A 15,165-nucleotide genomic window follows, 5' to 3' on the forward strand; every position below is an offset into this window, starting at 1 on the left:
CGGCGCACGGCGGGTGCGAGCCGCAGCGGAACGGCGTCGGTCACGACGCGCCGGCGAAGTGCGAGGCGGCCAGCGGGCCGAACACGCTCGCGCCCCGGTCGGCCGGGCCGACCGAGCGACGCAGGGCCGCGAACAGCTCGCGGCCGGTGCCGGCCCAGGCGTCCGCGCCGGGCGGGAAGTCCACCAGCTCGCGGGCGGCCAGCTCGGCGGGGTCGACCAGCACGTCCAGCGTGCCGAGCGTGGCGTCAAACCGGAGCACGTCGCCGTCGCGCACCTTCGCCAGCGGGCCGCCGACGGCCGCCTCCGGGGTGAGCTGGATGGCGGCCGGGATCTTCCCCGACGCGCCGGACATCCGGCCGTCGGTGACGAGCGCGACCTGGTAGCCCCGGTCCATCAGCACGCCGAGCGCCGGGGTCAGCCCGTGCAGCTCGGGCATCCCGTTCGCCTGCGGACCCTGGTTGCGCAGCACCACCACGACGTCGCGCTCCAGCTCGCCCGCCTTGAACGCCTCGGCGAAGCCCTCCTGCGAGGTGAACACCCTGGCCGGCGCCTCGACGATCCGGTGCTCCTCGCGCACCGCGGACACCTTGGTCACCGACCGGCCGAGGTTGCCGGCCAGCATCCGCAGGCCGCCGTCCGGCGCGAACGGGTCCGCCAGCCCGCGCAGCACCGACTCGTCCAGGCTGCGGCTCGGGCCGTCCCGCCACACCAGCTCGCCGTCGATCAGCACCGGCTCGCGGCGGTAGCGGTCCAGCCCGTCGCCAGCCACGGTCCGCACGTCGCCGTGCAGGAACCCGCCGTCCAGCAGCTCGCCGACCAGGAACTGCACGCCGCCGGCCGCCTGGAAGTGGTTGATGTCGGCGTTGCCGTTGGGGTAGACCCGCGCGAGCAGCGGCACCACGGCGGACAGGTCCGCGAAGTCGTCCCAGCTCAGCTCGATGCCGGCGGCAGAGGCGATGGCCACCAGGTGCAGCGTGTGGTTGGTCGATCCGCCGGTGGCCAGCAGCGCGACCACGCCGTTGACCACGGTGCGCACGTCGACCACCTCGGCGATCGGGGTGTACTCGTCGCCGCCGGGCTGGGTCAGCGCCACCACGCGCCGCCCGGCCTCCTCGGTCAGCGCCCGCCGCAGCGGGGTGTTCGGGGGCACGAAGCTCGCGCCGGGCAGGTGCAGGCCCATCACCTCGACCACGAGCTGGTTGGAGTTCGCGGTGCCGTAGAACGTGCAGGTGCCGGCCCCGTGGTAGGACGCCGACTCCGCCTCGAGCAGGTCCTCCCGCGTCGCCTTGCCCTCGGCGAACAGCTGCCGCACCCGGCTCTTCTCCGAGTTGGGCAGGCCAGAGGCCATCGGCCCGGCCGGCACCAGGATCGCGGGCAGGTGCCCGAAGGACAGCGCGCCGATCAGCAGGCCGGGCACGATCTTGTCGCAGACCCCGAGCAGCAGGGCGCCGTCGAACATGTCGTGGGACAGCGCGATGCCGGTCGCCATCGCGATGACGTCCCGGCTGAACAGGGACAGCTCCATGCCGGGCCTGCCCTGGGTGATCCCGTCGCACATGGCGGGCACGCCGCCGGCGAACTGAGCGACGCCGCCCGCCGCGCGGACCGCGTCCTTGATCCACGCGGGGTACTCCTGCATCGGCTGGTGCGCCGAGAGCATGTCGTTGTAGGCGGACACGATCGCCACGCCGGGCTTGACCAGCCGCCGTAACGCGATGCGGTCCTCGCCCTCGCAGGCGGCGAAGCCGTGCGCGAGGTTGCTGCACGCCAGGCCAGCGCGCACCGGGCCCTGCGCGGCAGCGGCGGCGACGCGGGCCAGATAGGCGGCGCGGGTCTGCGCGCTGCGGTTGGCGATCCGTTCGGTGACCTCGGCGACGACCGGGTTCAGTTCAGGTCGGTTACTCATGTGGCACCTGTCTCCGTCGAATACGGGCCGTGGTGGTGGCCCGGCGGACGACGGCGTTGGCGCCGCACGGGTGTGCGTGACAGGTCACACAGTAGGCGACATCACCCGTTCGAATCAAAACCGATCCAGTAATCGATTCAGTACCCCGGTTGGGCGGAGGTCTACGATCACCGGGCGATTCCCGGCGTGTGGTTCTTGTCACAGGGCAGGTCTGGGGTGCACAGTCGGCGGCACGGCGTCGAGGACGCCCTTCGGTACGGGAGGTGCAGCTATGTCGTCCACCGAGATCGCGGAGCTCCGGCGAGCGATCGGCCAGCTTCGCCAGTGCGTCGGCGCGCTGCGGTCCCGCTTCGGCGACGCGCCCGCGGTGCAGCGGCTGGCCAACGACGTCGAGCGCATGGACATCGACTCGACCGAACTCTCCGACCTGGGCGTCCCGCCCGCACAGCGGAAGGCGGAGCACGAGGTCGTCGTCGTGCCCGACGCGCCGTATGACCCGAAGCTGTGGCACGGCGCCGACGACGAGGGCGTTGGCGGATACCACCGCCACGGCACCTGACCTGTCCGGCTGACCGGTGGCGCCGCGGCGCCCCCGGTCGCATCCGCGTGTCCGGACCAGAACCGACCTGAAATCCGAGGTGGCGATGACCGCAGGGACCAATGCGGCCGGTCGCGCGCAGATCGGCGCGCGCACGTTACGTACCGACCGCTGGTGGCTGCAACCGGCACTGACAGTGGCGGCTCTGGTCGCCTTCATCATCTACTCGACGATCAGGGCGTTCGCCAACACGGCCTACTACGCCCCGCCCTACATCTCGCCGTTCTACTCGCCGTGTCTGACGACCAACTGCGTGCCGGGCGCCGGCGACGTGAACCTGGTCGGCGACTGGTGGCAGCTCTCGCCCGCGTTGATCATCCTGATCTTCCCGCTGGGCTTCCGGCTGACCTGCTACTACTACCGCAAGGCCTACTACCGGGGCTTCTGGGCCTCGCCGCCGGCCTGCGCGGTCGCCGAACCGCACGGCAAGTACACCGGCGAGTCGCGATTCCCGTTGGTGCTCAACAACATCCACCGGTACTTCTTCTACGCCGGCCTGGTGTTCAACGTGATCCTCACCTACGACGTCGTGTTGGGGTTCCGGGACGCGCAGGGCAACTGGGGCCACGCCGGTCTCGGCACGCTGGTGTTGCTGCTCAACGCGGCGTTCCTGTGGGTGTACTCGCTGTCCTGCCACTCCTGCCGGCACCTCATCGGCGGACGGCTGACGCACTTCTCCCGCCATCCGCTGCGCTACCGCATGTGGACCTGGCTGTCCAAGCTCAACGCGCAGCACATGCGCTACGCGTGGATCTCGCTGTTCTGGGTGGCGTTCACCGACTTCTACGTCATGTTGGTCGCCAGCAACACCATCAGCGATCTGCGTTTCTTCTAGACCACGCTGTGTCTGACAGGCGTTGCTGTGTCTGGACATTGCTGTGTCTGAGCAATCGGATCTGCTGCGCTCTGTTCAACGACGAGGGGAGCTCATGTCGGAGTTGGAGCGGCACGCCTACGACGTGCTGGTGATCGGAGCAGGCGGTGCCGGGCTGCGTGCGGCCATCGAGGCGCGCGAGCACGGGATGCGCACGGCCGTACTGTGCAAGTCGTTGTTCGGCAAGGCGCACACCGTCATGGCGGAGGGCGGCATCGCCGCGGCGATGGGCAACGTGAACTCGCACGACAGCTGGCAGGTGCACTTCCGCGACACCATGCGCGGCGGCAAGTTCCTGAACAACTGGCGGATGGCCGAGCTGCACGCGAAGGAGGCCCCGGACCGGGTCTGGGAGCTGGAGACCTACGGCGCGCTGTTCGACCGGACCGCAGACGGGCGGATCAGCCAGCGCAACTTCGGCGGCCACGAGTACCCGAGGCTCGCGCACGTCGGGGACCGCACCGGGCTGGAGCTGATCCGCAGCCTCCAGCAGAAGATCGTGTCCCTGCAACAGGAGGACCAGCGCGAGCTTGGCGACTACGAGGCCAGGCTGAAGGTCTTCGCCGAGTGCACCGTCACCGAGCTGTTGCAGGACGAGGACGGCCGCATCGCCGGGGCGTTCGGCTACTGGCGGGAGTCCGGCCGGTTCGTGTCCTTCGAGGCGCCAGCCGTGGTGCTGGCCACCGGCGGCATCGGCAAGTCCTTCAAGGTCACCTCGAACTCCTGGGAGTACACCGGCGACGGGCACGCGCTCGCGCTGCGCGCGGGAGCCGCGCTGGTGAACATGGAGTTCGTGCAGTTCCACCCGACCGGGATGGTCTGGCCGCCGAGCGTGAAGGGCATCCTGGTCACCGAGTCGGTGCGCGGCGATGGCGGCGTGCTGCGCAACTCGGAGAACAAGCGCTTCATGTTCGACTACATCCCCGAGGTGTTCAAGGACAAGTACGCGGACAACGAGACCGAGGCAGACAAGTGGTACACCGACGCGGACAACAACCGCCGCCCGCCGGAGCTGCTGCCGCGTGACGAGGTCGCCAGGGCGATCAACTCCGAGGTGAAGGCGGGCAGAGGATCGCCGCACGGCGGGGTCTTCCTCGACGTCTCCAGCCGGCTACCGGCCGAGGAGATCATCCGCAGGCTGCCGTCCATGCACCACCAGTTCAAGGAACTGGCCGACGTGGACATCACCGCGCAGCCGATGGAGGTCGGGCCGACCTGTCACTACGTGATGGGCGGCGTCGAGGTCGAGCCGGACACGGCCGCGTCGCGGGTGCCAGGGTTGTTCGCGGCCGGCGAGGTGTCCGGCGGCATGCACGGCTCGAACCGGCTTGGTGGCAACTCGCTGTCGGACCTGCTGGTGTTCGGCCGCAGGGCAGGAGCCGGCGCCTCGGCGTACGTGCAGGGGCTGACGGAGCGGCCGGCCGCCGCGCCGGAAACGCTTGCGCGCGCGGAACGATCGGCGCTCGCGCCGTTCGATGGCGAGGGCGGTGCAAATCCCTACGGCCTGCACATGGAGCTCCAGCAGGTGATGAACGACCTCGTCGGCATCATCCGCAAGTCGGGCGAGATGGCGCAGGCGTTGGAGAAGCTCGAGGCGCTCAAGGCAAAGGCGGCCGAGGTCACGGTCGAGGGGCACCGGCAGTTCAACCCCGGCTGGCACCTCGCGCTCGACCTGCGCAACATGCTGCTGGTCAGCGAATGCGTTGCCAAAGCTGCGTTGTTGCGCACCGAGAGCCGGGGCGGCCACACCAGGGACGACTTCCCAGGGATGGACGCCGAGTGGCGGCGCAAGCTGCTGGTGTGCACGGCGAGCGGCGACGGCGTCGAGGCGTCCGCCGAGGTCGTGGAGAAGCCGCAGGTGCCGATGCGACCGGACCTGCTCGACCTGTTCGAGTACAGCGAGTTGGAGAAGTACCTCACCGGCCAGGAGCTGACCGGACAGAGCGGGGCCAGCCGCGGCGAGGGGAGCTGAGATGGGCTACCAGGCGCACTTTCGGGTGTGGCGAGGTGATGGCGAAGGGGGAGACCTGCGGGACTTCACCGTCGAGGTGAACGAGGGCGAGGTCGTGCTCGACGTCATCCACCGGTTGCAGGCGACACAGGCCTCGGACCTCGCGGTGCGGTGGAACTGCAAGGCCGGCAAGTGCGGCTCGTGCTCGGCGGAGATCAACGGCAGGCCGAGGCTGCTGTGCATGACCAGGATGTCGGTCTTCAGCGAGTCCGAGACCGTCACGGTGACGCCGATGCGGACGTTCCCGGTGATCAGGGACCTGGTCACCGACGTGTCGTTCAACTACACCAAGGCGAGGGAGATCCCGTCGTTCAAGCCGCCGGCGGATCTCGCGCCTGGCGAGTACCGGATGCAGCAGGTCGACGTCGAGCGCTCGCAGGAGTTCCGCAAGTGCATCGAGTGCTTCCTGTGCCAGGACACCTGCCACGTGGTGCGTGACCACGAGGAGAACAAGGAGTCCTTTGCCGGGCCGAGGTTCCTGATGCGCATCGCCGAGCTGGAGATGCACCCGCTGGACGACGCGGACCGGGTGCGCGAGGCGCAGTCCGAGCACGGGCTCGGGTTCTGCAACATCACCAAGTGCTGCACCGAGGTCTGCCCGGAACACATCAAGATCACGGACAACGCGCTGATCCCGATGAAGGAACGGGTGGCCGACCGGCGCTACGACCCGCTGGTGTGGCTGGGCAACAAGATCGGCCGCCGCAAGGCCTGACGGTGTTGTGGGCGCACGACATCCGGTCGTGCGCCCACAACACGGGTGTCAGACGGGCAGGCTGGTGATCAGCGCGAACGGCGCGCCGAACGGGTCGGTCACCATGGCGGTGCGGCCGGCCATGGGCGTGTCCATCGGCGCGATCAGTTCCGTGGCGCCGAGCTCGAGAGCCTTGGCGTAGGCCGCGTCGCAGTCGGCGACCTCGAAGTACGGGTGCCACTCGGAGGTCGAGCCCGCCGCGAGGTTGGCCTCGCCAAGCTGCATCATGCCGCCGTGCATCGTGGTCTGGCCGCCGCCCTTGGGGGAGGCGATGGTGTAGGTCATGTCCGGTCCGGCCGGCATGTCCACGGTGTCCCACTCGAACACGGTGCGGTAGAAGGACTTCGCCGCGTCGGCGTCGGTGCTGTACAGCTCCAGCCAGCTCATCGAGCCGGGCACGTTGTAGGTTTCCAGGCCCGGGATCTCGCCGCCCTGCCAGACCGCGAACTGCCCGCCGGCCGGGTCGGTGAAGCCCGCCATCCGGCCGCTCGGCGAGACGTCCATCGGCTCGAACCGGACAGTGCCGCCTGCCGCCGAGACGGCCTTGGCGGTCGCGTCGGCGTCGGCGGTGTGGAAGTAGATGGTCCAGGAGGGCGTGGTGCTCTCCTCGGTGTGCGGGCCGATGGCGGCGACGGTCTTGCCGTCGAGCAGGAACACGCCGTAGCTGTTGGGTTCGGGGCTGAAGGACTTGAAACTCCAGCCGAACAGGTTGGTGTAGAAGGCAGCCGTGGTGGCGATGTCGGTGGCCGCGAGGTCGAGCCAGGCGGGACCGCCGGGCGCGTTGGTGGACGTAAGCATGTTGGTGCTCCTCAGTCCTTGCATGTCGGCTTTGGCGTGGGGCACGGCCTCACGGGCGTGCCGTCCAACGCGCACAGGATGGCAGAGGGCACCGACAACGGCTCGGTGTACGAGTGGATCGGTCAGACGTCGTAGTCGCCGTCCTTGACGCCGAGGACGAAAGCGGACCATTCGTCGTGCGTGAAGACGGCGGTGCCGGCCTCCGGGCGGAGGTTGTTGCGGACGTAGACGGCATCGTCGGTGAACTTGGTTTCCACGCAGGTGTTGCCGTTCGGGCTCTGACGCGGCACGAACCACTCGTTGGTCTTACGTGGCATGCGGTCACTCTACTGACAGCTCCTGGTGCAACCGCTGGAGAAAGTCGGTGCTGCTGTCGAGTCCGAGGGCCTGGGCCTTCAACAATTCCAGGTGGTGTGCTGCCCGAGCGACCTCGCCAGGACGGTCCTCGAAGATCATTCGACCGTAACTGTCCAGCATGAGCGTATCCGGTGCCGGAGGCGGAAACCGAAGCAGCGCAATGGTGAGGCCGAGGAACGCGTGCGCTCCGCTTCCCTGCGGCAGTACCTGCACGACGATGTTCTCCATGGTGAGGTTTGCCTGGATCAGGTGCCCGATCTGTTCCCGCATGACCTTGGCGCCGCCGATGTTGCTGCGCAGCGCGGTTTCGCTGAGGATGCACCAGTACCGCAGCGGCGGGCGGTGCGTGCGGGTCAGCGCGCCCGCGCGTTCCATTCGAAGGTCGAGGAACCTGGCGACCTCGTCCGGTCGGCTCTCGCGCCCCCAGCTCAGCAGCGCCTCCGCGTAGCTGCGGACTTGGAGGATGCCTGGGATCAGCTCGCCCGAGTAGAAGACCGAGGACAGCGCCTGCGCTTCCAGGTCCGCCGTTCGAATGTGATTCCCGGGAATGGCCGCCGTGCTGTAGGGGCTTGGGGCGCGGCGGCCTCGCGACGTGCGGGCGAACTGGACCAACTCGTCGCGTTCCGCGCCGGTAATGCCGTAGTGATCGAGCAGGCGTTCCAGTTCGGCCGGCTTCGGCTTAGAACGCCCGACTTCCAGGTCGCCGATTTTCGAACTCGTGCAGCCGAGTAGGCTGGCCGCCTCCTCACGGCTCACCTTGGCGTGTTCTCGCATCCGGCGCAGTGTTGCCGCGACCTGGATGTGCTCGGTGTTCAACCGACGTGCCGTCACATGTGCAGCGTAGCTCGGTATCTACGCCCGTAGATTCACTCGATTGTGCAGTTCCAAACCATTACGCGCGTAGGTTACGGTCAAAAACATGACGATCTACACCGACAGTCCGCAACTCCACGGCGGCGCGTGGATCTCGTTGCAGGACAACAACAAGATCAGTTACCAAGTCCTGCCCGACGAGGGCTACGCCGACTTCAACTTCTTCGGTCCCATCGAGGTCAGCCTGAACATGTCCACCGACACCATTCGCCGCTGCCACGAACTCTTCGGCCAGGCCCTGGACGAAATCACGAAGGGCGCCCCCTGAAACCAGGGAGCGCCCTTCGGGTGAACCGCAAACTCAGTCGGCGGCGAGCGCCACCGCTTCGGTCTTGCCCGTATCGTCCAGCTCCACGTGCTTCTTGCTGCGACGGTTGCGCTTCTCCAGGTACCTGGCCAGCGCGGTCAACAGCAGGCACATCGCGATGTACATGAACGCCACCACGATGCTGACCGGAATCAGCGGCCTGCCGAACTCGAACTTGCCACCGAGGAAACCCGCGTAGCGCAGCAGTTCCTCGTAGGTGATCAGGAAACCGAGCGCGGTGTCCTTGAGCAGCACCACGAGCTGGCTGATGATCGTCGGCAGCATCGCCCGCAGCGCCTGCGGCAACAACACCTGGATCATCACCTGGGTCTTGCGCATGCCCAGTGCGTACGCCGCCTCGCTCTGGCCCCTCGGCAGCGACAGGATGCCGGCGCGGAAGATCTCCGCCAACACGGAACCGTTGTACAGCGTCAACCCGAGCACCACAGCCGCGAACGGCGACATCTTGATGCCGACCGTCGGCAGGCCGTAGTAGAAGAAGAACAGCATGATGACCAGCGGCACCGCGCGGAAGAACTCCACGATCACCATCGACGGCCCGCGCAGCCACGCGTGCTCGGACAGCCGTCCCGCCGCGAACACCGCGCCGAACAGCAGCGCGAGCACGGCGCCCGCCGCGAACGCCTGCAACGTGTTCATCAACGCGGTAAGCAGGTCCTGCTGGATCGTCGTGTACTGGATCCAGTCCCACTTCTTCGCGTCGAACTGACCGGTGTCGTAGAACCGGTACGCCACGAAGCCGACGATGCCGACCACCACGACCACGCCGACCACGGCCAGCAGTCGGTGCCGAATCCTGGCCTTCGGCCCCGGTACGTCGAACAGGACCGAGCTCATCGGGCCACGCTCCAGCGCTTCTCGAGGCTGCGTTGCAGCAGCGTCATCGGGATCACCAGCACCACGAAGAACAACGCGACCCACAGCAGGCCGACCATCGTGTCGGCGCCTCGCTCGGACAGCGTGCTCCGGATCGCACCCGCCTCGGCGACGGAGAAACCTGCCGCGATCGTGGTGTTCTTCAACAGCGCGATCAGCGTGCTGACCAGCGGCGGCACCACCGAGCGCAGCGCCTGCGGCAACACGACGTTCGACAGCATCTGGCCGAAGGACAGCCCCAACGCCCGCGACGCCTCGGCCTGGCCGACCGGAACCGTGTTGATGCCCGAGCGCACCACTTCGCAGATGAACGCCGACGTGTACAGGATCAACGCCGTGATGGCGGCGACGAAGTAGGAGAAGCTGTCCGGGCTGACGATCTTCAACAGCGGGAAGGCGAAGGCGAAGAAGAAGAACACCAGGGTCAACGGTGTGTTGCGGAGCAGCGTCACGTAGACCGTGGCCGCGGCGCGGAACACCGGCACCGGGCTCACGCGCAGCATGGCCAGGATGGTGCCGAGCACCAGGGAGCCGACTGCGGAGATCAGAAACAGCTTGATCGTGGTGAAGAACCCGCTGAGGAACAGCGGGAGGTTATTGACCAGGACGTCCATCGGCTTCCCCGTCGGTCTTGGTGCGACATAGCGTGGCCGGCGGCCGCCAGCAGGCGGCCACCGGCCACGGGGTCGTGATCAGTAGCGGGTCAGCGGCGGCGGCGAGGCCTTCGAGCCCGACTTGCCCAGCGTCGAGTCGTAGATCTTCTGCCAGGTGCCGTCGTCGTAGGCCTTCTGGAGAACGTCGTTCATCTTGGTCCGCAGCGCCTTGTCGTCGTGACCCAGGCCGATGCCGTAGGGCTCCTGCGAGAACGTCGCGCCGACGACCTTGAAGTTGTCCGGGTCCTGGGCCGCGTAGCCCTTGAGGATCGCGTCGTCCGTGGTCACCGCGTCGATGGCGCCCTGCGCGAGCTTCTCGACGCACTGCGAGTACGTCTGGAACTCCACGATCTTGTCGGCGTCGGTCAGCTTCTGGTCCTTCACCCGCTGGATCGGGGTGGAGCCGGTGACCGAGCAGACCTTCTTGCCCTTGAGGCTGTCCTTGCCGGTGATGTCGGTGTTGCTCTTCTTCACCAGCAGGTCCTGGCCGGCGACGAAGTACGGGCCGGCGAAGCTGACCTTCTCCTTGCGCGGGTCACTGATGGTGTACGTACCGACGTAGTAGTCGATGTCACCGTTGGTGATCGCGGACTCACGCGAGGCGGACGGGACCGCCTTGTAGGTGATCTTGTCCTCGCCGAAGCCGAGCTGCCCGGCGATGAGCCTGGCGATCTCGATGTCGAAGCCGCTGTACTTGCCGGTCGCCGCGTCCTTGTAGCCAAGGTTGGGCTGGTCGTCCTTGACGCCGATGACGACCTTGCCGCGCGCCTTCATGGCGTCGAAGGTCTTCGAGCCGTCGACCTTCACGTCGGTGGCGACCGCGGCCTGCGGGGCGCTCGACGAACCCGAGTCGGCAGGACTGCCCGACTTGCCGCATGCGGTCAGGGCGAGGCCGCCGACCAGCAGCGTCACCGCAAGGGTGCGAACCCTCATCGTCCTGTCTCCTGCTCTGTTGATCAGGCGACGCCGAGTCGGCGCCGCACAAACGGGGTTAAGACTTCAGTGGGTCAGGATCTTGCCAAGGAAGTCCTTCGCCCGGTTGGACTTCGGCGCGGTGAAGAACTCCTGCGGAGTGGAATCCTCCACGATCTCGCCCTCGGACATGAACACGACACGGTGTGCGGCCTTGCGCGCGAAGCCCATTTCGTGGGTGACGACCAGCATGGTCATCCCCTCCTTGGCCAGCGCGGTCATCACGTCGAGCACCTCGTTGACCATCTCGGGGTCGAGCGCCGAGGTCGGCTCGTCGAACAGCATGACCTTGGGCCGCATCGCCAGCGCCCGCGCGATCGCGGCGCGCTGCTGCTGGCCGCCGGACAGCTGCGCGGGGAACTTGTCGGCCTGGTTCGCGATGCCGACCCGGTCGAGCAGCTCCATCGCGGTACGCCGGGCCTCCGCGGCCGGGGTCTTGCGGACCTTGACCGGGGCCAGCAGCACGTTGTCCACGATCGACTTGTGCGCGAACAGGTTGAACGACTGGAACACCATGCCGACGTCGGCGCGTAGCCTCGCCAGCTCCTTGCCCTCGGCCGGCAGCGGCTTGCCGTCCACCTCGATGGTCCCGGAGCTGACCGGCTCGAGCCGGTTGATCGTCCGGCACAGCGTCGACTTGCCGGAACCCGACGGACCGAGCACCACGACGACCTGGCCCTTGGGGACCTCCAGGTTGACGTCCTTGAGGACGTGCAGCGGCCCGAAGAACTTGTCCACACCAGCCATCCGGATCATCGGCGGCGCAGGGGTGGCAGCGGTCATTCGGTCCTCCGTGACGGATCTGTCGGTGTTGGCGGGAAACGTAGGTGTCGACCGCCACACCAGTCCAGGCGGTTTGAGCAAGACTTAGGGTCTCAAGTCTGCATCGTTCACCGCACGCGGGGGCGCAATTCGGTGATTGCCCGGCCCGTGTCGCGCGTGTGGGACACGCGGCGGGGCCTGGTGCGGTAACTCTGTCACAGGCTTGCGATTGTTGAGTGGGAGGGACCACACGTGCGGGTGCTCCTCATCGAGGACGACGACCGGGTAGCCGAGGCGCTGATCCCGGCGTTGACCCGGCGCGGCTTCGCCGTTGACCGGCTGGCTGCCGGGCGCGGCGCGCTCGACCGGCTGACCGGCGTCGACGTGGTGCTGCTCGACCTCGGGCTGCCCGACATGGACGGCGTCACGCTGTGCCGGTCCATCAGGGCGGCCAGCGACGTGGCGATCATCGTCGTGTCGGCGCGCGGCGAGATCGACGACCGCATCGTCGGCCTGCACGCCGGGGCGGACGACTACCTGGTCAAGCCGTACGACGTCGGCGAGCTGGTGGCCAGGGTGCACGCCGTGTGGCGACGCAGGGGCGACCCGGTCGGCGTCGGCGGCACCGGCACCGAGGTGTTCACCGTCGAGGACGTGCAGGTGGACCTCGGTCGGCACGAGGTGACCGTGGCGGGCCAGTCGGTGGCGCTGTCCCGCAAGGAGTTCCAGGTGCTCGCGCTGGTGGTGTCCGCAGGTGGGGCCGTGTGCACCCGCGAGCGCATCCTGGCCGAGGTGTGGGGCCGGACCTGGGCCGGCGCCAACCGCACCCTTGACGTGCACGTGGCGACGCTGCGCACCAAGCTGGGCCGCCCGACGCTGGTGGAGACCGTGCGGGGCGTCGGCTACCGGCTGGCGCATCCCAGCCACGCGCCGACCGGGGACTAGCCGCGTGCGCACCCGGCTGCTCGGCATCGTGTTCTTCCTGGTCGTGCTGGTGCTGCTTGGTCTCGGCGTGCCGCTGGCGACCAGCGTGGCCGGCAGCGAACAGCAGCAGCTGTTCTTCGACCGGCTCTCCGACACGAGCCGGTTCGCTTCCCTCGCCCAGCAGCCGTTGCTCGACAACAACGCCGAGCTGCTCGCCCCGCTGCTCCAGCGCTACGACGACCTCTACCAGGTGGGTGTCGCGGTGCTCGACCGCGACACCCTGCGGCCCATCGTCGCGTCACGGCAGGGCCTCGACCTGGCCAACCCGACCGTGTCCAACCAGGTCAGGGGCGCGCTGGCCGGACGGCTCCCGGACGAGCCCGCCCTGCTGCTGCCCTGGAACGACCAGCAGCTGGTGCTGGCCGAACCGGTGCTGGTCAACGGCGAGGTGCGCGGCGCGGTCGTGACGTTCTCGCCGACGGACAAGATGCGCCAGCGGGTGCTGGGCTGGTGGGCGCTGCTGGTGTTCGGCGCGCTGCTGGTGCTCGGGCTCGCCGTCCTGCTGGCGCTGCCCGTGGTGCGCTGGACGCTGCGGCCGGTCCGCCGACTGGACGACGCCACCGGCGCGCTGCTGGCCGCGGTGGTCGCCGGGCGCGCCGTCGACCCGGTCGGGGCCGACAGCGGGCCGCCCGAGCTGCGGCAACTCGGCCGCTCCTTCGACCAGATGGCGGCCAACGTCGGCGACGTGCTGGCCGCGCAGCGCGCGTTCGTCGCCGACGCCTCGCACCAGCTGCGCAACCCGCTCACGGCGCTGCGGCTGCGGCTGGGCAACCTGGACGGCCACGTCGAGGGCGAGGCCGAGACGCACCAGGTCGCCGCGTTGGCCGAGGCGGACCGGCTGAACCGGATCCTGGACGAGCTGCTGTCGATGGCGCGCGCCGAGTCCAGCTCGGTCGACCCGGTGCCGGTCGAGGTCGACCGGGTGGTCACCGGGCGGCTGTCGGCGTGGCAGGTCGCCGCGTCGGTCAAGCGGGTGCACCTCGTGCTGGACGGCGAACCCGGCGGGATGGCGCTCGCCCCGCCGCGCGGGCTGGAGACCATCCTGGACGCGCTGCTGGACAACGCGCTGAAGTTCACCGGGGACGACACGTTCGTCTCGGTCGAGGTGCACCGGCGGGACGGGCGGGTCCGGATCGCCGTCCGCGACCACGGGCCCGGCCTGCGTCCCGAGGAGCTGGAGCGGGCGACCGACCGGTTCTGGCGCAGCGCGACGCACCAGAACGTGTCCGGCTCGGGGCTCGGGCTGTCGATCGTCCGCCGGATCGTGGAGCGGGTCGACGGCAGCGTCGAGCTGGACCTCCCCGAGGACGGCGGCCTTCGCGTGGTCGTCGAGCTGCCGGCCATCGGCCCGCCCGGCTGACCTGGCCCTGCCGCGGCGAACGCTGCCGTGGCGAACCCCGGTGGAGCGGACGCCGTCGGGCGGCTCAGATCTTGATGGACCGGTAGTAGCGCTCGGCCCCGGGATGCAGGGGGATCGGCGTGGTCTCGATGGCCGAGCGCACGTCGATCGACTTGGCCGCCGGGCTGGCCTGTTCCAGGCTGGCCTGCGCGTCGAACAGGCCGCGCACCAACGCCTCGGCGACGTCGTCCGGCATCGTCGTGGTCACCAGCAGGACGTTGCGCACCACCAGGGTCGTGGTCGCCGTGCCGCCCGGCAGGCCGTAGGCGGAGGCGGGCACCGTGGCCGAGTCGTAGACGTCCTTGTATCTGGCGCGCAGCAGCGCGACCTCCGACTTGAGGTCGAGCAGCGTCACGTGCCCCTCCTTTGCCAGCGTCGCCACGCTCGGTGTCGGCAGCCCGCCCGACCAGAAGAACGCGTCGATCGCGCCCTGCCTGAGTGCGGACGCCGAGTCGTCGATCGCCAGGTGCTTGACGTTGGCCTCGGGCAGGACGACGTGGTCCACGTCGAGCACCCGGTTGGCGATCACCTCGACGCCGGAGTTCGCCGGGCCGATGGAGACCCGCAGGTCCTTGAGGTCCGCGACGGAGCCCACCCGAAGATCGTTGCGCACTACCAGTTGCAGATAGTCGTCGTGCATCCTGGCCAGGGCGCGCAGCTGACGCTGACCGGGCGCGCCGGTGATCTGGGCCGCGGCGTCGGAGGCGACGTCCACCGTGGAGAACCCCACGTCGGCCTCACCCGACCGCAGCTTGTCGAGGTTGTCGACCGACCCCCTGGTCTCCAGCACCTTCGGCCGGTCCATCTGGAGCTGACCGGCCCAGGCGTCGGCCAGCGCCTTGCCGAGCAGGTTGTAGACGCCGCCCTGGCTGCCGGCGGCCTCGGTCAGCTTCAGCCCTTCGTAGCCGCTTCGGCAGCCGGAGACCAGCCCGGCGACCGCCAGCAGCGTCGCGAGGACGGTCGCTCCCGCGCGCGGTCGACGAAGCCTCATGCCAGCATCGTGCCACCGGGCGCGTCCCC

16 protein-coding genes are annotated in these 15,165 nt (G+C 68.8%); 7 read left to right on the top strand and 9 right to left on the bottom strand.

What is annotated here, in order from left to right; translation table 11 throughout:
* Positions 1–40: 40 nt before the first annotated feature.
* The gene (edd, locus tag F0L68_RS29065) at positions 41–1,906 is read right to left on the bottom strand and encodes a phosphogluconate dehydratase (protein ID WP_188316888.1); all 1,866 of its coding nucleotides are present in this window, start codon (positions 1,904–1,906) and stop codon (positions 41–43) included.
* A gap of 271 nt (positions 1,907–2,177) precedes the next feature.
* Here edd and F0L68_RS29070 point away from each other — a divergent pair, with 271 nt between their 5' ends.
* The 4 genes from F0L68_RS29070 to F0L68_RS29085 all read left to right on the top strand — a co-directional run bounded on the left by F0L68_RS29070 (position 2,178) and on the right by F0L68_RS29085 (position 6,104).
* Positions 2,178–2,465, top strand: coding sequence for an Rv0250c family protein (locus F0L68_RS29070; RefSeq protein WP_149853025.1), 288 nt, complete (start codon positions 2,178–2,180; stop codon positions 2,463–2,465).
* Between the two features lie 85 nt (positions 2,466–2,550).
* The gene (sdhC, locus tag F0L68_RS29075) at positions 2,551–3,339 is read left to right on the top strand and encodes a succinate dehydrogenase subunit SdhC (RefSeq protein WP_149853026.1); all 789 of its coding nucleotides are present in this window, start codon (positions 2,551–2,553) and stop codon (positions 3,337–3,339) included.
* Positions 3,340–3,433: 94 nt separating this feature from the next.
* Entirely contained in the window at positions 3,434–5,350 is a 1,917-nt protein-coding gene (locus tag F0L68_RS29080; protein ID WP_149853027.1) for a fumarate reductase/succinate dehydrogenase flavoprotein subunit, read from the top strand.
* 1 nt (position 5,351) lies between these two features.
* On the top strand, positions 5,352–6,104 hold the full coding sequence (locus tag F0L68_RS29085; protein ID WP_149853028.1) for a succinate dehydrogenase/fumarate reductase iron-sulfur subunit: 753 nt from the start codon (positions 5,352–5,354) through the stop codon (positions 6,102–6,104).
* Positions 6,105–6,152: 48 nt separating this feature from the next.
* Here the strand turns inward: F0L68_RS29085 and F0L68_RS29090 are convergent, their stop codons facing one another.
* The 3 genes from F0L68_RS29090 to F0L68_RS29100 all read right to left on the bottom strand — a co-directional run bounded on the left by F0L68_RS29090 (position 6,153) and on the right by F0L68_RS29100 (position 8,129).
* Positions 6,153–6,941, bottom strand: coding sequence for a VOC family protein (locus F0L68_RS29090; RefSeq protein ID WP_149853029.1), 789 nt, complete (start codon positions 6,939–6,941; stop codon positions 6,153–6,155).
* 122 nt (positions 6,942–7,063) lie between these two features.
* A complete protein-coding gene (locus tag F0L68_RS29095; protein WP_149853030.1) occupies positions 7,064–7,258 on the bottom strand; it encodes a DUF397 domain-containing protein in 195 nt (64 codons plus the stop codon).
* A gap of 4 nt (positions 7,259–7,262) precedes the next feature.
* Positions 7,263–8,129, bottom strand: coding sequence for a helix-turn-helix domain-containing protein (locus tag F0L68_RS29100; RefSeq protein ID WP_149853031.1), 867 nt, complete (start codon positions 8,127–8,129; stop codon positions 7,263–7,265).
* A gap of 88 nt (positions 8,130–8,217) precedes the next feature.
* Between F0L68_RS29100 and F0L68_RS29105 the strand changes: the two genes are divergently transcribed.
* Entirely contained in the window at positions 8,218–8,439 is a 222-nt protein-coding gene (locus tag F0L68_RS29105) for a hypothetical protein (protein WP_149853032.1), read from the top strand.
* 33 nt (positions 8,440–8,472) lie between these two features.
* On the opposite strand, the gene F0L68_RS29110 is transcribed toward F0L68_RS29105, so the two are convergent.
* The 4 genes from F0L68_RS29110 to F0L68_RS29125 form a co-directional block, all read right to left on the bottom strand.
* Positions 8,473–9,336: an amino acid ABC transporter permease gene (locus F0L68_RS29110; protein WP_149853033.1), complete on the bottom strand. Its 864-nt coding sequence runs from the start codon at positions 9,334–9,336 to the stop codon at positions 8,473–8,475.
* Complete coding sequence (locus F0L68_RS29115; protein ID WP_149853034.1) at positions 9,333–9,989, bottom strand: amino acid ABC transporter permease; 657 nt, start codon at positions 9,987–9,989, stop codon at positions 9,333–9,335. Before F0L68_RS29115 ends, F0L68_RS29110 begins: the two co-directional genes overlap by 4 nt.
* A 78-nt stretch (positions 9,990–10,067) precedes the next feature.
* On the bottom strand, positions 10,068–10,961 hold the full coding sequence (locus F0L68_RS29120; protein ID WP_149853035.1) for a glutamate ABC transporter substrate-binding protein: 894 nt from the start codon (positions 10,959–10,961) through the stop codon (positions 10,068–10,070).
* 66 nt (positions 10,962–11,027) lie between these two features.
* On the bottom strand, positions 11,028–11,756 hold the full coding sequence (locus tag F0L68_RS29125) for an amino acid ABC transporter ATP-binding protein (protein ID WP_188316901.1): 729 nt from the start codon (positions 11,754–11,756) through the stop codon (positions 11,028–11,030).
* A gap of 258 nt (positions 11,757–12,014) precedes the next feature.
* Here F0L68_RS29125 and F0L68_RS29130 point away from each other — a divergent pair, with 258 nt between their 5' ends.
* Both F0L68_RS29130 and F0L68_RS29135 read left to right on the top strand, forming a co-directional pair.
* Positions 12,015–12,707 (top strand): response regulator transcription factor, encoded by a 693-nt coding sequence (locus F0L68_RS29130; RefSeq protein ID WP_149853037.1) that lies wholly within the window; start codon positions 12,015–12,017, stop codon positions 12,705–12,707.
* A 4-nt stretch (positions 12,708–12,711) separates the two neighbouring features.
* Positions 12,712–14,106, top strand: a complete 1,395-nt coding sequence (locus F0L68_RS29135; protein ID WP_149853038.1) for a sensor histidine kinase — start codon at positions 12,712–12,714, stop codon at positions 14,104–14,106.
* Between the two features lie 64 nt (positions 14,107–14,170).
* On the opposite strand, the gene F0L68_RS29140 is transcribed toward F0L68_RS29135, so the two are convergent.
* Positions 14,171–15,136 carry a TAXI family TRAP transporter solute-binding subunit gene (locus F0L68_RS29140; protein ID WP_149853039.1) on the bottom strand — a complete coding sequence of 322 codons (966 nt, stop codon included), beginning with the start codon at positions 15,134–15,136 and terminating at the stop codon, positions 14,171–14,173.
* Positions 15,137–15,165 lie beyond the last annotated feature (29 nt).

The sequence above is a fragment of the Solihabitans fulvus genome (genome assembly GCF_008386585.1).
GTDB classification, from domain to species: domain Bacteria; phylum Actinomycetota; class Actinomycetes; order Mycobacteriales; family Pseudonocardiaceae; genus Solihabitans; species Solihabitans fulvus.